Below are 19,706 nucleotides of genomic sequence, written 5' to 3' on the forward strand. Positions count from 1 at the left end.
AAAATGAACAAAGTAATTTTGCTCGGCAGACTTACAAGAGATCCGGAGCTTCGAACGACGCCGTCGGGTGTGAGTGTATGCTCGTTTTCCGTGGCGGTCAACAGACGCTTTGCCAGAGAGGGTCAGCAAACGGCAGATTTCATTAACTGCGTTGCCTGGCGTCAAACGGCAGAATTTATTTCAAAATATTTTACAAAAGGCAGAATGATTGGCGTTGTAGGTTCGCTTACAACAGGCAGATACGAAAAAGACGGTCAGACGCATTATACCACTGATGTCACCGTTGACGAGGCTTATTTTGCAGACAGCAAAAATTCGGCTTCGGGCTCAAATGAAAACGTATCGGGAAATGCCGTAAATTCGGGCAATAATACCGCATCGTTCGGTATTAACGACGATTTTATGCCCACTCCTGCCGACGACGATTTGCCGTTTTAAAAAATGTGTTAACTAATAAAGGAGGTTTAAAAAATGGCTGAAGAAAGAGCTTACCGCAAAAAACCCAAAAAGAAAGTTTGTGCTTTCTGTGCAGATAAAGTGGAAGAAATCGATTACAAAGATGTTGCTAAACTCCGAAAATATATTTCCGAGAGAGCTAAAATTCTTCCCAGAAGAATAAACGGAAACTGTGCAAAACATCAGAGACAGCTTACACAGGCTATCAAAAGAGCAAGGCATATTGCACTTCTTCCCTACACATCTGAATAAGAAATTTAAAACTGCTCGTCATAAGACAAGCAGTTTTTTTGTTATTTATAAAATCTTTTCCATTCCTATTTTCTGAACCTTAAGACCTATATGCTCGTAAAATTTCAGCGCCGAGTCGTTTCCTGCCCAAACGTTTAGCGTAACGTTGTAAAAGCCGTTCTTTTTTGCAAAGTCAAGCACATATTCGTAAAGACGCGTGCCGATATGACCGCCTCGAACGTTTTCATCAACGCACAAATCGTCAATGTAAAGCGTTTTTATGTCGCAGAGCGAATTATCGTTCTTAACCTTGATATAAACGCAAAAGGCATATCCGGCAACCGCGCCGTCCTTTTCAGCAACGAAAATCGGGCGTTTGTCGTCGGCGATAATTTCTTTAAGTTCATCGGTCGTGTACTTTTTTGAACCGCGCTTAAACAAATCGGGGCGCGCGTCGCTGTGCACCTTATGCACCTGATACAAAAGCTTTTCGATTGTGTCAACATCGCGCATTTCTGCTCGTCTTATTTTTACCTCGCTTATTTTTATCAACCCTTTCAAGATGTAATTTTATAAACATTTTTTCATATGTTCATACAAACGGTTGCAGATTTTTTCAACTCCGTAAATGCTCGGGTGCACAAAATCCGCGCTGATAAGGGACATATTGTCAATAAGCTCCGCTCCGCTTATGTATTTAACATTTTTATAATTTCGCTTTTTCACAACATCGCTTATTATATCGCGCCAGTTCTGCGCGGTTGTCTTGCCCTCAAAATCCTCGCGCGTATAAAACGGCGAAATAACAAAAATCGGCTTATCAGGGTTCTTTTCGGCAACCGCTGAAACGGTATAATCCACCCTGCTCCTGATTTTTTCGTTGTCGTCCCAGTCCAGCGCGTTTATGCCAAGTTCCAGCACTGCAATATCCCATTTTTCATTTGCGATATAGTTAACCATTTCCTTTTCCATAAGACAGGAGCCCGAATGTCCAAGGTTTCGGCAGTCAACTCCGAGTTTTTTTGCAAGATATGACACCCACGAATTTGAATAGCAAATTGCATTTGAGCCATGTGTGATGGACGAGCCATAGCAAAGAAGCGTCTTTTTCGGAAGCATTTCAACCGTCGGCGGTTCAACGTCGCCTATAATATCGCCAAGCTCTATGTACCCTCTGTCAAACACAATGCGCACAACCGACGGAGAAAAAGGAAAATTTCCCTCTTTGGTCATATCCTCCAAAAGCTTTTGCTCACTGTTTTTTTCTATAATAAATTCACACATTTCGGTGCCCAAAACCCTGTTTACCTCGTGGTCGCTCCAACCGCCCTGAATACCGCCGTAAAAAACGTGAAAAGTGCTTGTTATGCCTTCTTTGTACGAACGCATTTTTAAGGTGACCTTGTCGCTTTTCATAACAAATCTCAATTCCACACCGGTGCAGTCTTCGTCTGCATTCTGACCGCGTTCAAGCTTATCGTAAACGTTTTTCGGCGCACGGAGCATTCTTATGCCCTCGGTGCCGTCGTATATATGCGCAGCATTGTGAATTTCTGTATTTTTATAAATCACTTAAAAAATCTCTCCTTTTAATATATACATATACTATACCACCGCACCGCCGATTTTGTCAACAAAAAGGCATAAAAAAGGGACGGAAAATCCGCCCCCGTAAACACTTTTTAAATTTAAAAAGCACTATTCAAGTTCAATCAAACCGTAGTTGCCGTCGTTTCGTTTGTAAACCACTGCAACTGCGCCCTCCTCGGAATTATCAAAAATGTAAAAATTATGTCCGAGCATATTCATCTGCAAAATAGCTTCTTCGGCGCTCATAGGCTTTTTGGAATATTTTTTTGTTTTAACAATCTTAAATTCTTTTTCCTCATCGGCACCCTTCGCGTCCTCAGGCACAACAACCGCCTTTTTGAGCCTCTTTTCGAGTTTCGTTTTGTGCTTTCTTATCTGGCGCTCCATCAAATCTTCGATAATATCAATCGAGCGGTACAAATCGTCACAGCGTTCCTCGCATCGGAAAACCATTCCGCCGTAATATATGGTAAGCTCGGCAATGTGGTTGCCTTTCTGCGCCGACAAAGTAACCGTTGCGTCAACGTCCTCGGCAAAAAACTTTCCGAGCTTGCTTATTTTTTTCTCAACATAGCTTTCAATAGCCGGTGTGAGTTCCATTTTTCTTGCAACAATTTTAATTTTCATAAAAACATCTCCTTTGTGTGTAAAACTTTCGGTGCAAAAACCGTTTTCACAAAAATTTCTCACGCGGAAAACCCGTTTAGGTTTGACGGATTGCACCAAATGTGCTCGGTTTTCATAAAAACCTTTTCTTGATTTAATGATACAACTTTTCCGTCAAATTGTCAAGAATAAACATAAATTTTCACACAATTTTTAGTTAAAATAGCTAACACTCATCACTTCAAGCACTTTTATCGTGCTTTTCAGCTTGTGAACCGTGTCGGCATCAAGGCACGAAATCTCGGAAAGCGCCTTTTTCATATTCACATTAAACACTTCGCTCCTTGTTCCGCTCACAAGCGCTTTGTATGCCGATTCCGCGGCAAAATCCTTAACCCAGCCGTCGCCCGTGTTCACCTTTTGCGATACATCGCACGCAATAGAACAAAGCATACCGACAAAATCGGAGGTAAGCGCCGCCGCGAGAGCACAGCCGTATTTTTGCGTTTTGTCGATAAATTTAGCATTGACTCCGCGCATATAAAGCTCGTCGTAAAAATCGTGATACAGCTCGCCGAAGCCCTCAAAGAATAAAGGCGCCTCGGAAATGTCGGAATAATCGCCGTTATCATCGGCATATTTCGGAATAAATGCGGTAAAATACGTGTTATTTCCGCCGATGCTCACGGTGTCGGACGTTTCCGCAGCGGTGAGCGCGCAGAAAATTTTGCCCGACGGCTTGTATGCCGCGATTTTACGCATAGTCCGTTTGAGCACACGGTCGTTTACCGCGAGGATAATAAGCTCGCTTTCGGACACAGCGCGTTCCAAATCAAGATATGCCTTGCATGAAACCGCAACGGCGTATTTTACGCTTGTTTCGATACTGTCACTGTAAAATGCAACAACGTCGAAACCTTTCCTTTTCAAAAGACGCGCAAAGCACACGCCCATTTTTATATCTCCGACAACCGATACTTTCAACGTTAAAAAATCTCCTTTACGAAAACGAAATACTTTTAATTCTTTCCATTGCTGTTTTGGTGTTTTCCTTATCGCCGAAAGCGGTAAGACGGAAGAAACCCTCGCCGTTTTTGCCGAATCCCGCACCGGGAGTGCCGACAACGTTCGCCTTTTCCAAAAGCAGGTCAAAGAAATCCCACGACTTCATATTGTTGGGGCATTTAAGCCAGATATACGGTGAGTTTTTACCGCCGGTAAACCAAATTCCCATATCTTCAAGCGTTTTTGCCATAACGCGCGCGTTTTCTTTGTAATACGAAAGCGCCTCTTTAATCTGCGCCTGACCTTCTTTGGTAAACACCGCACTTGCACCTGCCTGAACGATATACGGCACGCCGTTGAATTTGGTCGTCTGACGGCGGAGCCACATTTTGTTGAGGTTCATTCCGTCAAATTCAAGCGTTTTCGGAACGACGGTATATCCGCATCTTGTGCCGGTAAATCCCGCAGTTTTCGAGAACGAACAAAATTCAACCGCGCATTTTTTGGCACCGTCTATCTCGAAAATACTTCTCGGCAAATCGTCCTCCACAAATGCCTCATAAGCGCTGTCAAACAGGATAACCGCGCCGACTTCGAGCGCATAGTCAACCCACATTTTGAGCTGTTCATAGTTGTAAACCGCGCCGGTGGGATTGTTCGGCGAACAGATATAAATAATATCGCATTTCACGTTTTTGTCGGGCAAAGGCAAAAATCCGTTGTCCTCGTTCGCGTTCATAAACACGATTTTTCTCCCTGTCATAACGTTTGTGTCAACATAAACGGGATAAACCGGGTCGGGCACAAGGCAAACATTGTCCTTGTCAAACAAATCGAGAATGTTTCCGAGGTCACTTTTTGCGCCGTCGCTTACGAAAATTTCGTTTTCATCCAGTTCAACATTGTGCGATTTGTAATAGTCCTTTATGGAATTGCGCAAAAAGGCATAGCCCTGTTCGGGGCCGTAGCCTTTGAACGTTTCCTTTTTGCTCATTTCGTCAACCGCCGAGTGCATTTTTTTGATAACAGCATCGCAAAGCGGAAGCGTAACGTCGCCGATACCCATTTTTATAACCTTTTTATCGGGATTGTTTTTTGTAAAATTTTCAACTCTTTTTGCAATGTCGGAAAAAAGGTAGCTTTCCGCAACGTTTGCATAATTTTTGTTGATTTTCATATATATGCGCGCTCCTTATATCTCAATTTCTCCGTCAAACACCTTGCTTGCACCGCCCGTCATAAAAACGCCGCCGTCGGTATATTTTATCACGAGGTCGCCGCCGATAAGCTTTATTGTGATGTCGTCGCCCTTTTTGCAGTATCCGTTTTCAACTGCCGCAACCGCCGCTGCGCAGGCGCCCGTTCCGCACGCCCACGTTTCGCCGCTTCCGCGCTCCCAAACGCGCATTTTAAGCGTGTGACTGTCGATAACCTTTATAAATTCGGTGTTAACCCTGTCGGGGAAAATTTTGTTATTTTCAAATTTCGGACCGATTTCTTCAAGGTTTAACGTGTCGATGTTTTCGTAAAACACCACGCAGTGCGGATTTCCCATAGACACACAGGTGATGTTTTCTTTTCGTCCGCCGATTTCGACTTTTACGTCCACAACCTTATCGCCGTCAAGACTTACGGGGATTTTTTTCGGGTCAAGCTCTGCTTTTCCCATATCAACAGTAACAAACTGCACTTCGCCGTTTTGTTTTTTAAGCTCCAGCTTTTTAATTCCGCTCAGCGTTTCTATTGTAAGATGATTTTTTTCAACGATTTTGTTGTCGTAGAGATACTTTCCGACGCATCTTATCGCGTTTCCGCACATTTTGCCCTCACTGCCGTCAAGGTTGAACATACGCATTTTTGCGTCCGCAACGTCCGACGGGCAGATGAGCACAACGCCGTCACCGCCAATGCCGAAGTGTCTGTCCGAAAGGCTGACGCTCAAGCCCTCGGGATTTGTGATTGTCTGATTAAAGCAGTTGAAATAAATATAATCATTTCCGCAGCCGTGCATTTTTGTAAATTTGAGTTTCATTCTCTCACTCCTCATATTGTTGATGTCAACAAGTTCGGTAGAACCTTGCGAAAAACGGCTTTTTATACTGTTTAAAAATGCCGTTGCCGTGTCGATTGAGGTGAGGCACGGAACGCTTCTTTCCACCGCCTTGCGCCTTATTTTAACACTGTCGCGCGAGGGTATTCTGCCCTTTGACGACGTGGAAATTACATATGCCGCTTTTCCGCTTTCAATAAGGCTTATCGCGTTGTTTTCCGACTCGTGGATTTTGTCCACAACTTTAACGTCTATGCCGATATTTTCGATAATCTTCGCAGTTCCTTTTGTTGCGTAAATTTCATATCCGAGGTCGTTAAAACCTTTTGAAATGTCGATAAGCTCGCCCTTGTCGGAGTCGCGCACGGTGATAAACACACCGCCTTTTTTGTTGAGGTTATACCCTGCCGCGACAAGTCCTTTGTAAAGCGCCTCTTCAAGCGTGCTTGCAATACCGAGAACCTCGCCCGTCGATTTCATTTCGGGTCCGAGGTGGGTGTCAACGTCTATAAGCTTTTCAAACGAGAACACCGGCACTTTAACCGCAAAATATGCCGATTCTTTGTATAATCCCGTGCCGTAACCGAGGTCTTTGAGCTTTTCGCCGAGCATTGTTTTCACTGCCAAATCAACCATAGGAACGCCCGTAACTTTTGTGATATACGGTATTGTTCGCGACGAACGCGGATTTACTTCAATAACATAAAGCTCCTCGTCGTACACAAGATACTGAATATTTACAAGACCTTTCGTTTTAAGTCCCACAGCCAAAGCGCGCGAGCAGTCCACAATTTTTTTTGTGATTTCGTCGCTCAAACTCCACGCGGGATAAACCGCGATAGAGTCGCCCGAGTGGATACCTGCCCTTTCGATATGCTCCATAATTCCGGGAATTAAAATTTCTTCGCCGTCGCATATCGCGTCGATTTCAACCTCCGTGCCCATAAGGTATTTATCTATAAGCACGGGGTTTTCGATGTTCTGGCTTAAAATTATATCCATATATTCTTTTACGTCTTCGTCATTGTGCGCGATAATCATATTCTGACCGCCGAGCACGTATGACGGACGCAGAAGAACGGGATAGCCGATTTGTTCAGCCGATTTTAACGCTTCCTCTTTTGTCATAACCGTGTGTCCCGTCGGACGTTTTATGTTAAGCTTTTCCAAAAGCTCGTCAAAACGTTCCCTGTCCTCCGCCATATCAATGCTGTCCGCGCTTGTGCCGATGATGTTAACGCCGTGTTCGCTCAAATAATTTGTAAGCTTAATCGCCGTCTGACCGCCGAACGCAACCACCACCCCGAACGGTTTTTCGGTATTTATAATACTCATAACGTCCTCGGTGGAGAGCGGTTCAAAATAAAGTCTGTCCGCGGTGTCAAAGTCGGTCGAAACGGTTTCGGGATTGTTGTTTACAATTATAACCTCATAACCTTTTTCTTTGAGCGCCCACACGCAGTGAACCGACGCATAGTCGAACTCAATTCCCTGTCCTATTCTGATAGGACCCGAGCCGAAAACGATAATTTTCTTTTTGCCGCTGTTTTTCTGCTCAATAAACTCCGCCGCCTCGTTTTCGTCATCAAATGTCGAATAGAAATACGGCGTTTCCGCACCGAATTCCGCAGCGCAGGTGTCAACCATTTTATACGACGCATAAAGTGGATTTTTCACCTTTTCGCCCGAAAAACTTTCAACCGTGCGGTCGAGATAGCCCATTTTCTTGGCTTTTAGGTAAAGCTCGTCCGTGATGTTTCCTTTTTTAAGCGTATTGTCCATATTGACAAGGTTTAAAAGCTTATATAAAAACCAGTTGTCGATTTTGGTTATTTCATGGATTTTCTCGGGTGCGATACCGCGTTTTAACGCCTCATACACGCAGAAAATTCTCTCGTCGGTGATGTTTTTGAGGTTTTCTTCAACCTCTTTATCCGGCATTTTCATAAACTTTTTGTAGTTTAATGTGTCCTGTGAAATTTCCGCACCGCGCACCGCTTTCATCATAGCCTGTTCAAAGCTTGTGCCGATTGCCATAACCTCTCCCGTCGCTTTCATCTGCGTGCCGAGATTTCTTTTAGCATACACAAATTTATCAAACGGCCATTTCGGGAATTTTACAACAACATAGTCGAGCGCAGGCTCAAAGCACGCCGACGTTGTTCCCGTAACCGCGTTTTTGATTTCGTTAAGGTTATATCCTATCGCAATTTTCGCGGCAACCTTTGCAATGGGGTATCCCGTCGCCTTGGACGCAAGCGCGGACGAACGCGAAACCCTGGGGTTAACCTCAATTACCGCATATTCAAAACTGTCGGGATTTAATGCAAACTGGCAGTTGCAGCCGCCCTCAACTTTAAGTTCGGAGATAATATCCAGCGCCGCCGAACGGAGCATTTGATATTCTTTATCCGAAAGCGTAACCGCCGGTGCAATAACAATGCTGTCACCCGTGTGAACGCCGACCGGGTCGAGGTTTTCCATACTGCACACCGTTATAACGTTGCCCTTTATATCGCGCATAACCTCAAATTCGATTTCTTTCCAGCCCGATATACATTTTTCCACCAAAATCTGATGAATGGGCGACAAACGAAGTCCGTTCTTCGCAATGTCGATAAGCTCGTCCTCGTTGTTTACAATACCGCCTCCCGTACCGCCGAGAGTGAACGCGGGACGGATTATGAGCGGATAGCCTGTTTCGTCCGCAAATTTCAGCGCGCCGTCCAAATCGTTTGCAACAACCGACGGAATACACGGCTGACCGATTTTTTCCATCGTGTCTTTAAATAACTTCCTGTCCTCCGATTTATCTATCGTTTCGGGATTTGCGCCCAAAAGTTTAACGTTGTTTTTCTCCAAAAATCCCGATTTTGCAAGCTGCATAGAGAGCGTAAGTCCCGTCTGACCGCCGAGGGTGGACAAAAGACTGTCGGGTTTTTCTTTTTCAATAATTCTTTCAAGAGTTGTAATGGTGAGCGGTTCGATATAAATTTTGTCCGCCATAGCCTTGTCCGTCATAATGGTTGCAGGATTGGAGTTTACCAGAACAACCTCCAGCCCCTCCTCTTTGAGCGCACGGCACGCCTGTGTTCCGGCGTAGTCAAATTCCGCTGCCTGACCTATCACAATAGGACCCGAACCTATTACCAAAACTTTTTTCAATTCTTTGTTAAGCGGCATTATTTGTTACCTCCCATCATTTGAATAAACTTATCGAACAAAAACGAGGTGTCAAGCGGACCTGCTGCCGCCTCGGGGTGAAACTGCACCGAAAACGCAGGCATATAGCTGTATTCAATGCCCTCGTTGGTGTTGTCGTTAGCATTTTTAAAGCTTTCCTCCGCACCGCCGGGAAGTGTTTCTCCGCACACCGCATAACCGTGGTTTTGGCTTGATATAAACACTCTGCCGTCCTTATAAACAACCGGCTGATTTGCTCCCCTGTGACCGTATTTAAGCTTAACCGTGTCCGCCCCCTGCGACAGCGCGAGTAGCTGATGACCGAGGCAAATGCCGAAAAGCGGAATTTTTTTCGCACAAAGCTTTTTTATTTCCTCAATAATTTCAACGTTTTCTTTCGGGTCGCCCGGTCCGTTGGACAGCATAACGCCGTCGGGATTGAGCTTCATTATTTCGTCCGCCGTTGTGTACGACGGAACGGTTATAACATTGCACCCTCTTTTGTTAAGCGAGCGCGCTATGTTTTTCTTTGCGCCGAAGTCCATAAGAACAACGTTTTTGCCGTTTCCCTCCAAAACCTCGGTTTTGTCGGCGGTGACGCTTTTAACCGCATCCGTTACCGAATATTTTTTGATAACCTCAAAATCGCCGGGGATTTTTTTTGCAATCATACCGTTCATAACGCCTGCCTCGCGCACAATTTTCGTAAGACGGCGCGTGTCAATTCCGCAAATGCCCGGAATACCGTTTTCCTTTAAAAAAATGCCAAGATTACCTTCACATCTGAAATTAGAAGGCTCCCGGCACCATTCACGCACTATATATGCCTTTAAACAAGGCTTTTTACTTTCAAAATCGGCACTTATAATGCCGTAATTTCCGATAAGCGGAAATGTTTGAACAACAATTTGTCCGAAATAACTCGGGTCGGTAAGCGTTTCAATATAACCCGTCATTGCGGTTGTAAAAACAACCTCGCCGACAACCTCTTTGTCAGCTCCAAAGCTTTTGCCTTCAAAAACAGTGCCGTTCGCAAGAATTAAGTACATAATATCGTTCATTCAAAAGCCTCCCACAGTATATTGATTATATTTTATCATTAAAGCAAAATATAATCAATAGTTTTGTGCAATAAATTTTTAATTTTTGTATAATTATTCAAATTCAAAGTATATTTTGCATAAAAATGTGTATATTTTTATTTTGCCGTACATACTGTATGTGCTTTGGTATGCCGTTTTTGCAAATTATTCACAAAAAAGAATTATTTACAATATTTATGTTGCAAATTTATGTGCTTTATTATATAATAAAAGTTGTATTTATTTTTGACATACAAAACATTAAGGAGCAAAATTTATGAGCAAGGTAATAATTCCGAAAGGATATAAAAGCAATTTGAGCGCCTATCAGACGCAGGGCGCGATTGAGCTTGTAAAGCGTAATTTTGAAAATGAAATTTCAAAATCGCTCAACCTCATAAGAGTTTCCGCACCGCTTTTCGTAGACGGCAAAACAGGTCTTAACGACGATTTGAACGGCGTCGAACGCCCCGTAACGTTTGACATTGCCGAAACGGGAACCGAGGCACAGATAGTTCATTCGCTTGCAAAATGGAAAAGAGCCGCATTATACAAATACGGTTTTTCCGTCGGCGAGGGACTTTACACAAATATGAACGCCATAAGGCGCGATGAAGAAATGACAAATCTCCACTCGATATACGTTGACCAGTGGGACTGGGAAAAAATTATCGACGCGGAAACAAGAAATATTGAATATCTTAAAACCACCGTTAAAGCTATTGTAAAAGCAATCCGCAACACGCTCGACGCGGTCAAGGCGAAATATCCCGCAATAAAAACAAATCTTTCGCGCGAGGTAAGCTTTGTCACAACGCAGGAGCTTGAAGATATGTATCCCGACCTTACCCCGAAAGAGCGCGAAAACACCTATCTTAAAGAGAATAAAACCGCATTCATTATGCAAATCGGCGACAAATTAAAATCGGGCGAAAAGCACGACGGCAGAGCACCAGACTACGACGACTGGAAATTAAACGGCGACATTCTTTTCTATAACGAACTTTTAGACCGTGCGTTTGAGGTGTCGTCAATGGGCATACGCGTCGACGCAAAATCGCTCGACGAACAGCTTACAAAAGCAGGCTGTGACGACAGACGAAATCTTGAATTTCACAAAATGCTCTTAAATGGCACATATCCTCTCACAATGGGAGGCGGAATAGGACAGTCGAGGCTGTGTATGCTCCTTTTGTCAAAGGCGCATATCGGCGAAGTTCAGGTTTCCATCTGGGATGATGAAACGAAAGAAAAATGCAGAAATGCAGGCATTGAATTACTATAATTTTACGGAGGTTAACCAATGAGCAGCGTATCCGAAATTTTCGGCAGTTATGTATTTAACAATACGGTAATGCGTGAAAAATTACCGAAAGAAACGTACAAAGCTTTAAAAAAGACAATCAACGACGGCGAGCCGCTCGACATTCACGTTGCAAATATCGTTGCAAATGCGATGAAAGACTGGGCGATTGAAAAAGGCGCGACGCATTTTACGCACTGGTTTCAGCCTATGACGGGCATTACAGCGGAAAAGCACGACAGCTTTATATCTCCCACCGACGACGCGCACGTTATAATGGAATTTTCGGGCAAGGAGCTTATAAAGGGCGAGCCTGACGCGTCATCTTTCCCGTCGGGCGGTATAAGGGCAACCTTTGAGGCGCGCGGATACACCGCGTGGGATCCGACCTCCTACGCTTTTATAAAGGACGGTTCGCTTTGCATACCCACCGCGTTTTGTTCGTACAGCGGTGAGGCGCTGGACAAAAAAACGCCCCTTCTGCGTTCAATGGAACTTATCAACGCGCAGTCACTCCGTATTTTAAGGCTTTTCGGCGACGATATATCCAAAAAGGTTGTAACCACCGTCGGCGCGGAGCAGGAATATTTCCTCGTTGACAAAAAATATTTTGATATGCGCGAGGATTTAAAGCTTACGGGCAGAACGCTTTTCGGTGCAATGCCTCCGAAAGGTCAGGAGCTTGACGACCACTACTTCGGCACAATTAAAACGCGTGTCTCGGAATATATGAAAGAACTGGACGAAGAACTTTGGAAACTCGGCGTTTTCTCAAAAACCAAGCACAACGAGGTTGCGCCGGCACAGCACGAACTTGCGCCCGTTTTCTCGACGACGAACATTGCAACCGACCACAATCAGCTCACTATGGAGATTATGAAAAAGGTTGCCGAGCGTCACGGTCTTGTGTGCCTTTTGCACGAAAAGCCGTTCGACGGCGTAAACGGAAGCGGTAAGCACAACAACTGGTCGCTCTCGGTTAAAGACGGCGCAAATCTTTTGGATCCGGGCAAACGTCCGTATGAAAACAAGAGATTTTTGCTGTTTCTCTCCGCGGTTATCAAAGCGGTTGACGACTATCAGGATCTTTTGAGAATTTCGGTTGCAAGCGCGGGCAACGACCACCGTCTGGGCGCAAACGAAGCACCTCCGGCAATTATGTCAATCTTCCTCGGCGACGAACTTACCGAAATTTTGGAATCTATCGAAACGGGAACAGATTATGAACAGAAAAAGAAAGTTAAGCTTGAAATCGGCGTTGACGTTCTGCCGAATTTCTCGAAAGACACCACCGACCGCAACCGCACAAGTCCGTTCGCGTTTACGGGAAACAAGTTTGAATTCCGTTCGCTCGGTTCGTCATTCTCAATCGCCGACCCCAACATTGTTTTGAACACAATCGTTGCGGATGCGCTGGAGCAGTTTGCAAACGAACTTGAGGTCGCGAAAGACTTTGACAAAGCGGTTGACAAGCTTATAAAAGATACCGTTAAAAAGCACAAGAGAATAATTTTCAACGGCAACAACTATTCGGACGAATGGGTGAAAGAGGCGGAGGCGCGCGGTCTTTTAAACCTCAAAACCTCGGTTGACGCAATTCCGCATTTTACCGACAAAAAGAACGTTGAACTTTTCACAAAACATCACATTTTCAACGAAACCGAACTTGCGTCGCGCCGTGATATTCTTATGGAAAACTATTCAAAGGTTATAAATATCGAGGCGCTGACGATGCTCGATATGACCATGAAAGACATAATTCCGGCTATTTCGGAATACACACTCGTGCTTGCGAACGCGCTTACCGCAAAGAAAAACGCTGTTAAGGGCGCGGCGTTTAAAGCGGAGGAAAGGCTTATCGAAAGTCTTTCAAAATTGAGCGACGGCTGTCTTGAACACGCCGAAAAAATCGAAAATGCGCTCTATAAAGCGAAAGACATTTCGGACATAAACGAAAACGCAAGATTTTATCTTGAAAACGTTCTTTCCGAAATGAAGCTTCTGCGCGCGGCGGCAGACACCGCCGAAACTCTGACGGCTGAAAAATACTGGCCGTTCCCGACATATGTAAAACTCCTTTTCGGTGTTTGATAAAAATTTTACGGAGCAAAAGTGCAAAAGACTTTTGCTCCTTTTTGTATAATCGAAAATTTTATGTAAATACTTTCTTTAAAGATGTTTTTTTAAGACACATTTAAAGGAAGATTTTTTATGAAAATTTCGGTTGTTCTGCCCGTTTACAACGAGGAAAAAGTGATAGAAAGCACCGTTTGCACGCTGAAAAATTACCTTGCCAAAAATTTTGAATTTTACGAAATTATCGCGGTAAACGACGGGAGCAGTGACAAAAGCGCCGAAATTCTTAAAAGCATTTCGGGCATTAAATTTGTAAATCTGCAAACAAATCACGGCAAGGGTTACGCGGTGAAAAAAGGCGCTCAAATATCGACAGGCGACGCGGTTATCTTTACCGACGCCGACCTTTGTTACGGCGCGGAAAAAATAAAAAATATGGTGCAAAGCCTTGTAAATTCCGATATTTCCATCGGCAGGCGTGATGTATCGCGCGTCGGATATTCGCCGTTAAGACGTCTTTTTTCACAGACGTTCGACATCGTCACCGCGCCGTTTCTCGGCAAAATTGCCGACGTTCAGTGCGGTATGAAATGCTTTTCAAAATCGGCGGCAAGGGCGATTTTTCCGCACGTTAAAACAAACGGTTTTGCCTTTGATTTTGAAATTTTGTATCTTGCACACCGCTTTGGATTTAAAATTTCCGAAATTCCCGTAACTATGCAAAAAACCGAAAAAAGCACCGTCCGCATCATTCGCGACCCGATTTTTATGATACGCGACGTTGTAAAGGTTGTTTTGCGCAATGCCTTTAAAAATGCAGATTTTGAGGACGAGTTTTTAAATGAAAAAACACATTTATAAAATTTTACCGCTTTCGTTTTTGCTGATTTTAAAAAATCTTATATTCGGATACTTCCCCATTCTCGACGACCATATTCAGTACAGTGCATATTCGCTTTACACAAAAAAATATATTCTCTTTACCGTCGGTACAATTTACAAACGTCCCGCCGCAGCAATTTTTGATTTGTTCGTATGGCAAAATTTCAAGATGCCCGTTTCGGTAATCATTATTACCGTTATGCTTGTTTTTTCACTGTTTATGCTGAAAGAGGTTTTTAAAACCGTAAATATAACCATAGGTATTTTCAGCGGTGCTTTTATGCTTTTTTGTCCGCTTAATCTTGAGGCGGTTTATTGGCTTTCCGCTTCGTCGCGCATTGTAACGGGTTTGTTTTTCTGCACGTTGTCGCTCTATATAATCACCTTTTCAAAGCGGAAAATCGGGATTTTTGCATTTTGGTTTTTTAATCTTTTGTCATATCTTTTCTATGAACAGGCACTTATTTTTTCGTGTGTAACAACCGTATTTTTTCTGTTTTTCAAAAATAAAAAGCTTACCGCAATACCGATTTTAAACATCGTTTTGACGGGCGGATATTACATAATCTGTGCGCCGTTCGACCGTTTTTCCGCACGTGCGGAAATCGGATTTAAAATATTTCCGCACATAAAATCACTTGCGGAAATATTTTTTTCGGTTCTCCCGAAGATGATTTTTAAGTCAAAATATTTAATTTTGTCAATAATTATTTTTGCTGTTTCAATATTTGTTTTACACAAATTTCGCAAAGAAAATCAAAACAAAAGCTTTAGCGGAATTATCTGCGCATTGCTTGTTTTTGTATGTCCGCTCCTGCCGCATTTTATTCTCAAAAATTCATATCTCTCACTGCGAAGCACTTTTTTCTCCGTAACGGCGCTCGGCATTTTTCTGGATAACATCACCCTTTCAAAGCGCACCGCAAACACCGTTTCCGCACTTGTTTTAAGCCTCTTTCTCGCCGGCTCGGCAAGTGAATTTTTTGAATATAAATCAGTATACGAAACCGACAAAACAATTTGCGAAAACATTATAAACTCTCATCTTATCGAGGATAACAAAATGTATTATCTTATCGGGGCAAAGCGTATGTATAACAACATAAACGCGCCGTTTGCCGAGCATATTTTAAACGTTACGCAAGCCGACTGGTCGCTCACCGGCGCGGTAAGGGCATATTCGCACAACAAAAATATAAAACGCATTATTCCGATTGAAAACGAAAGCCTTGCAACGCAGAATTATGAAAAAATTTATATTGACGGTAACCTCGAAATTAAAAAATATAGATAAATTTTCAAATTCCTATTTACATTGCGCCGATTTTAAAATATAATAGTAGTGTATAATGTTTTTTAAGGAGAAAATTATGGATAACAAGGTTGACATTCTCGGCGTTAATATAGACAAGCTCGGCATCAAAGATGCGAGCGAAAAAATATATTCTTTTTTGGAGGACGGCGGTCATCACTGCGTTTTTACACCCAATTCCGAAATTATTATGGCGGCGCACCGCGACGAAAACTTTAAAAAAATACTTAATTCCGCGGATATTCTCACCGCTGACGGAATAGGCGTTGTTTATGCGTCAAAAATACTGAAAAATCCCATAACGGAACGCGCCGCAGGCTTTGACACCGCTATGGAACTTCTCAAAAAAATGAACGACGGCAAAAAAAGTCTTTATCTTTTCGGCTCGAAACCCGGTGTTGCCGACCGTGCGGCGGAAAAAATTAAAAAAATGCACCCGAATATTGTTATATCGGGCTGTGCGGACGGATATTTTAACGCAGAAAAAGAGAAAAAAATTATTGATGACATAAACGAAAAAAGCCCCGACGTTCTGTTCGTTTGTCTTGGTTTTCCCAAGCAGGAAAAGTGGATTTACGAGCACAAAGGCAAGCTCAACGTTAAAGTTATGATGGGACTCGGCGGAAGTCTTGACGTTATCGCCGGCGAGGCAAAGCGTGCGCCCGAAATTTTCCAAAAGCTTAATATGGAATGGTTTTACCGTCTTTGCAAAGAGCCGTGGCGAATAGGCAGAATGATGGACTTGCCGAAGTTCGCGGTTACGGTTATTTTAAAAGGAAAGAGGGCGAAATAAATGGGTAAACTGCTGGTTATCGAGGGCGTGGACTCCAGCGGAAAGGCAACGCAGGCAAAAAAGCTTCTCGAAAATTTAAAAAGCATCGGCTATGATGTTCAAAGCGTTGAATTTCCCGATTACAAAAGTAATTCTTCGGCTTTGGTAAAGATGTATCTCGGCGGTGAATTCGGTAAAAATGCCGAAGATGTGAACCCCTATTCCGCGTCGGCATTTTTTGCGGTGGACAGAGTTGCGTCATACCTCACGAACTGGAAAAAGAGCCTTGACGACGGCAAAATCGTGCTTGCCGACAGATACACAACGTCGAATTTTATTCACCAGGCGGCAAAAATTTCGGACAAAGCGGAAAAGGACAAATTTCTCGACTGGGTGTCTGATTTTGAGTATAACAAGCTCGGACTGCCGAAACCCGACCTTACGATTTTCCTCGATATGCCCGTGCCGTACGCAAAAATACTTATGGCGAACCGCCCGAACAAGATAAACAATTCGCAGACGCTCGACATTCACGAGTCGGACACGGAATATCTTAATCATTCATACCAAAATGCGCATTACGTAGCAGATAAATTCGGCTGGCACAAGATTTTGTGCGTAAAAGACGAAAAAGTGCGTTCGATTGACGATATTGCAGGCGAAATTCTGGACACGGCGAAGGAAGTTTTATAAGAATCAAAAACGTTTCAGAACATAAAAAAATCGGGATTTTAAAATCCCGATTTTTGTTTATTTACTATTTTACAATCAAGCTTTCGCCCGTCATTTCGGCAGGTTTTTCAATGTCTGCAATATCAAGCATTGTCGGCGTCAAATCCGCAAGTCTGCCCTCTTTGAGTTTAATATCTCCGCAGCCCATAACAACAAGCGGAACAACGTTTGTTGTATGCGCCGTAAATACCGAACCGTCGGCAGGGTCAATCATCTGCTCTGCATTGCCGTGGTCCGCTGTGATAAGCATAACGCCGTCCATTTTCTTAACCGCGTCCGCAACCTTTCCTACACACTTATCAACCGCCTCAACCGCCTTTACGGCAGCCTCCATAACACCGGTATGACCGACCATATCGCAGTTTGCAAAGTTGAGAATTACAGAGTCGTATTTACCGCTTTCAATCGCCTCAACAACCTTATCGCAAACCTCGTAAGCGCTCATTTCGGGCTTCAAATCGTAGGTTGCAACCTTCGGCGACGGCACCAGAATTCTGTCCTCGCCCTCATACGTTGCCTCTACACCGCCGTTAAAGAAAAATGTAACGTGCGCATATTTTTCCGTTTCGGCAATTCGAAGCTGTTTTTTGCCAAGCTTGCTGATATATTCGCCGTAAGTATTAACCAGTTTCTGCGGTTTAAACGCAACGTCAACGTTGGGCATAAGCGCGTCATACTGTGTCATACAAACGTAATATGTTTTAAAATATTCTCTTGCAAAACCGTTAAAATCTTCGTCAACGATTGTTCTTGTAATTTCGCGCGCTCTGTCGGGGCGGAAATTGAAGAAAATAACCGAGTCGTTCTTTTTGATTTTGCCGTCCTCGCAAACAACGGTAGGAACAACAAATTCGTCTGTTACGTCGTTTGCATACGACTTTTCCATAGCGGAAACAGCGTCGTCTGCCTTTGCGCCGATGCCTTTAACCATAGCGTTGTATGCCTGTTCAACCCTCTCCCAGCGGTTGTCGCGGTCCATAGCGTAATATCTTCCGATAAGCGTTGCAATTTTGCCGACGCCGAGTTTTTTCATCTCGTCCTCAAGCATTTTTACAAATTCAACACCGCTCGTGGGCGAAACGTCACGTCCGTCGGTGAAGCAGTGAACGTAAACATCGGTAAGTCCGTTGATTTTAGCAAGTTCCAAAAGACCGAAAAGGTGTCTTATATGGCTGTGAACACCGCCGTCGGACAAAAGTCCGAGAAGATGGAGAGCCGAGCCGTTTTCTTTGCAGTTTTCAACCGCTTTTTTGAAAGCATCGTTCTCAAAAAACGTTCTGTCCTCAATTTCTTTTGTAATTCTTGTAAGTTCCTGATAAACAATTCTGCCGGCGCCGATATTTGTATGACCGACTTCACTGTTTCCCATCTGACCGTCGGGAAGTCCGACGTCAAGACCGCTCGCGTGGATAACGTTGTTGGGATAGTTTTTCATAAAATTGTCCATATTGGGCGTTTTTGCTTCGTAAACCGCATTGCCCTTGTGGTTTTTATTTATACCGTAGCCGTCAAGTATTGTTAAAACAATCGGTTTTTTTGACATAAAAATCATTGCCTTTCTAAAAAAGTATTGTTAAAAATGTGACCGTATATTTAGTTTAAAATATACGGTCGGATTTGAAAATTAAAATCAGCTGTTTGCAATAACCGAAAAATCGTTTGCTTTAAGGCTTGCACCGCCGACCAAACCGCCGTCGATATCCTCTTTTGCAAATAATTCAGCCGCATTTTTTGCATTTACGCTGCCGCCGTACTGAATTGTAACTTCGTCCGCAACGTCTTTGCCGAACACTTCCGCAACGGTTTCTCTGATTTTCTTGCAAACCTCCTGCGCCTGGTCACTTGTAGCGGTTTTGCCCGTTCCGATTGCCCAGATAGGCTCATATGCGATGATAACTTTTTTAGCCTGCTCTTTGGTAAGTCCCAAAAGCGCGATTTTTGTCTGCATAGCAACAAGCTCGAAAGTTATTCCCATTTCTCTCTGTTCGAGCGACTCGCCCACGCAGATGATGGGAAGAAGATTATGCTCGAATGCTTTTTTAACTTTTTTGTTAACAGTTTCGTCGGTTTCAGCGAAATACTGTCTTCTCTCGGAGTGACCGATTACAACGTATTCAACGCCGATTTCGGTGAGCATATCGGGAGCGATTTCGCCTGTGAACGCACCGCTTTCTTCAAAATACATATTCTGTGCGCCGACTTTGATTTTTGTGCCTTTGCAAGCCTCAACCGCGGTTGCGAGCGATGTGAAAGGAACGCAGATGATAACGTCGTTTTTGCTGTTTTCAACAAGCGGTTTGAGTTCGTTTATAAGCTCCAGCGTCTGTGCGGGAGTTTTGTTCATTTTCCAGTTACCTGCAGCAACTATTTTTCTCATAGTGATTATCTCCTTTTGTATATTTCAATATAAAAATACAGTCAAAAGG

The 19,706-nt window shown here is 43.6% G+C and carries 17 protein-coding genes; 8 read left to right on the forward strand and 9 right to left on the reverse strand.

Annotated features, from left to right (window positions below; translation table 11 throughout):
• The first annotated feature begins 3 nt into the window (after nucleotides 1–3).
• Nucleotides 4–438 carry a single-stranded DNA-binding protein gene (locus H8706_RS02690; protein ID WP_178348582.1) on the forward strand — a complete coding sequence of 145 codons (435 nt, stop codon included), beginning with the start codon at nucleotides 4–6 and terminating at the stop codon, nucleotides 436–438.
• A gap of 33 nt (nucleotides 439–471) precedes the next feature.
• Nucleotides 472–708, forward strand: coding sequence for a 30S ribosomal protein S18 (gene rpsR / locus H8706_RS02695; protein WP_178348581.1), 237 nt, complete (start codon nucleotides 472–474; stop codon nucleotides 706–708).
• Nucleotides 709–753: 45 nt separating this feature from the next.
• Here the strand turns inward: rpsR and H8706_RS02700 are convergent, their stop codons facing one another.
• The 7 genes from H8706_RS02700 to H8706_RS02730 form a co-directional block, all read right to left on the reverse strand.
• Entirely contained in the window at nucleotides 754–1,248 is a 495-nt protein-coding gene (locus H8706_RS02700; protein ID WP_316636456.1) for a GNAT family N-acetyltransferase, read from the reverse strand.
• A 9-nt stretch (nucleotides 1,249–1,257) separates the two neighbouring features.
• The gene (locus H8706_RS02705) at nucleotides 1,258–2,259 is read right to left on the reverse strand and encodes an SGNH/GDSL hydrolase family protein (RefSeq protein ID WP_262431403.1); all 1,002 of its coding nucleotides are present in this window, start codon (nucleotides 2,257–2,259) and stop codon (nucleotides 1,258–1,260) included.
• A gap of 126 nt (nucleotides 2,260–2,385) precedes the next feature.
• Nucleotides 2,386–2,904 (reverse strand): ribosome hibernation-promoting factor, HPF/YfiA family, encoded by a 519-nt coding sequence (gene hpf / locus H8706_RS02710; RefSeq protein WP_262431404.1) that lies wholly within the window; start codon nucleotides 2,902–2,904, stop codon nucleotides 2,386–2,388.
• 192 nt (nucleotides 2,905–3,096) lie between these two features.
• Nucleotides 3,097–3,867 carry an NAD(P)-binding domain-containing protein gene (locus tag H8706_RS02715; RefSeq protein WP_178348577.1) on the reverse strand — a complete coding sequence of 257 codons (771 nt, stop codon included), beginning with the start codon at nucleotides 3,865–3,867 and terminating at the stop codon, nucleotides 3,097–3,099.
• Between the two features lie 16 nt (nucleotides 3,868–3,883).
• On the reverse strand, nucleotides 3,884–5,065 hold the full coding sequence (locus H8706_RS02720) for an LL-diaminopimelate aminotransferase (RefSeq protein WP_262431405.1): 1,182 nt from the start codon (nucleotides 5,063–5,065) through the stop codon (nucleotides 3,884–3,886).
• A 15-nt stretch (nucleotides 5,066–5,080) separates the two neighbouring features.
• Entirely contained in the window at nucleotides 5,081–9,121 is a 4,041-nt protein-coding gene (gene carB / locus H8706_RS02725) for a carbamoyl-phosphate synthase large subunit (protein WP_262431406.1), read from the reverse strand.
• Nucleotides 9,121–10,182: a carbamoyl phosphate synthase small subunit gene (locus tag H8706_RS02730; protein ID WP_262431407.1), complete on the reverse strand. Its 1,062-nt coding sequence runs from the start codon at nucleotides 10,180–10,182 to the stop codon at nucleotides 9,121–9,123. The genes carB and H8706_RS02730 overlap by 1 nt, the downstream gene beginning before the upstream one ends.
• Nucleotides 10,183–10,480: 298 nt before the next feature.
• Here H8706_RS02730 and asnA point away from each other — a divergent pair, with 298 nt between their 5' ends.
• From asnA to H8706_RS02760, 6 genes are all read left to right on the forward strand, one after another.
• Nucleotides 10,481–11,488 carry an aspartate--ammonia ligase gene (asnA, locus tag H8706_RS02735; protein ID WP_262431408.1) on the forward strand — a complete coding sequence of 336 codons (1,008 nt, stop codon included), beginning with the start codon at nucleotides 10,481–10,483 and terminating at the stop codon, nucleotides 11,486–11,488.
• 18 nt (nucleotides 11,489–11,506) lie between these two features.
• Nucleotides 11,507–13,597 carry a glutamine synthetase III family protein gene (locus H8706_RS02740; protein ID WP_262431409.1) on the forward strand — a complete coding sequence of 697 codons (2,091 nt, stop codon included), beginning with the start codon at nucleotides 11,507–11,509 and terminating at the stop codon, nucleotides 13,595–13,597.
• A 120-nt stretch (nucleotides 13,598–13,717) separates the two neighbouring features.
• Complete coding sequence (locus tag H8706_RS02745; RefSeq protein ID WP_178348571.1) at nucleotides 13,718–14,443, forward strand: glycosyltransferase; 726 nt, start codon at nucleotides 13,718–13,720, stop codon at nucleotides 14,441–14,443.
• A complete protein-coding gene (locus H8706_RS02750; protein ID WP_262431410.1) occupies nucleotides 14,424–15,758 on the forward strand; it encodes a glucosyltransferase domain-containing protein in 1,335 nt (444 codons plus the stop codon). The genes H8706_RS02745 and H8706_RS02750 overlap by 20 nt, the downstream gene beginning before the upstream one ends.
• Nucleotides 15,759–15,834: 76 nt before the next feature.
• Nucleotides 15,835–16,569, forward strand: coding sequence for a WecB/TagA/CpsF family glycosyltransferase (locus H8706_RS02755; RefSeq protein WP_178348569.1), 735 nt, complete (start codon nucleotides 15,835–15,837; stop codon nucleotides 16,567–16,569).
• Nucleotides 16,570–17,241 carry a dTMP kinase gene (locus H8706_RS02760; RefSeq protein WP_262431411.1) on the forward strand — a complete coding sequence of 224 codons (672 nt, stop codon included), beginning with the start codon at nucleotides 16,570–16,572 and terminating at the stop codon, nucleotides 17,239–17,241. It begins immediately after the preceding gene.
• Nucleotides 17,242–17,305: 64 nt separating this feature from the next.
• Here the strand turns inward: H8706_RS02760 and gpmI are convergent, their stop codons facing one another.
• Together gpmI and tpiA are read right to left on the reverse strand one after the other, a co-directional pair.
• Nucleotides 17,306–18,823 (reverse strand): 2,3-bisphosphoglycerate-independent phosphoglycerate mutase, encoded by a 1,518-nt coding sequence (gene gpmI / locus H8706_RS02765; RefSeq protein ID WP_262431412.1) that lies wholly within the window; start codon nucleotides 18,821–18,823, stop codon nucleotides 17,306–17,308.
• An 87-nt stretch (nucleotides 18,824–18,910) separates the two neighbouring features.
• Nucleotides 18,911–19,657, reverse strand: coding sequence for a triose-phosphate isomerase (gene tpiA / locus H8706_RS02770; protein ID WP_262431413.1), 747 nt, complete (start codon nucleotides 19,655–19,657; stop codon nucleotides 18,911–18,913).
• Nucleotides 19,658–19,706: the final 49 nt, after the last annotated feature.

This window comes from Qingrenia yutianensis (assembly GCF_014385105.1).
Lineage (GTDB): Bacteria > Bacillota > Clostridia > UMGS1810 > UMGS1810 > Qingrenia > Qingrenia yutianensis.

Bases quoted from the DNA above. Each gene is read 5' to 3' on its own strand.
- H8706_RS02690 (WP_178348582.1), top strand. From the start codon at position 4: ATGAACAAAGTAATTTTGCTCGGCAGACTTACAAGAGATCCGGAGCTT.
- rpsR (WP_178348581.1), top strand. From the start codon at position 472: ATGGCTGAAGAAAGAGCTTACCGCAAAAAACCCAAAAAGAAAGTTTGT.
- hpf (WP_262431404.1), bottom strand. From the start codon at position 2,904: ATGAAAATTAAAATTGTTGCAAGAAAAATGGAACTCACACCGGCTATT.
- H8706_RS02720 (WP_262431405.1), bottom strand. From the start codon at position 5,065: ATGAAAATCAACAAAAATTATGCAAACGTTGCGGAAAGCTACCTTTTT.
- carB (WP_262431406.1), bottom strand. From the start codon at position 9,121: ATGCCGCTTAACAAAGAATTGAAAAAAGTTTTGGTAATAGGTTCGGGT.
- H8706_RS02730 (WP_262431407.1), bottom strand. From the start codon at position 10,182: ATGAACGATATTATGTACTTAATTCTTGCGAACGGCACTGTTTTTGAA.
- asnA (WP_262431408.1), top strand. From the start codon at position 10,481: ATGAGCAAGGTAATAATTCCGAAAGGATATAAAAGCAATTTGAGCGCC.
- H8706_RS02740 (WP_262431409.1), top strand. From the start codon at position 11,507: ATGAGCAGCGTATCCGAAATTTTCGGCAGTTATGTATTTAACAATACG.
- H8706_RS02745 (WP_178348571.1), top strand. From the start codon at position 13,718: ATGAAAATTTCGGTTGTTCTGCCCGTTTACAACGAGGAAAAAGTGATA.
- H8706_RS02750 (WP_262431410.1), top strand. From the start codon at position 14,424: ATGAAAAAACACATTTATAAAATTTTACCGCTTTCGTTTTTGCTGATT.
- H8706_RS02755 (WP_178348569.1), top strand. From the start codon at position 15,835: ATGGATAACAAGGTTGACATTCTCGGCGTTAATATAGACAAGCTCGGC.
- H8706_RS02760 (WP_262431411.1), top strand. From the start codon at position 16,570: ATGGGTAAACTGCTGGTTATCGAGGGCGTGGACTCCAGCGGAAAGGCA.
- gpmI (WP_262431412.1), bottom strand. From the start codon at position 18,823: ATGTCAAAAAAACCGATTGTTTTAACAATACTTGACGGCTACGGTATA.
- tpiA (WP_262431413.1), bottom strand. From the start codon at position 19,657: ATGAGAAAAATAGTTGCTGCAGGTAACTGGAAAATGAACAAAACTCCC.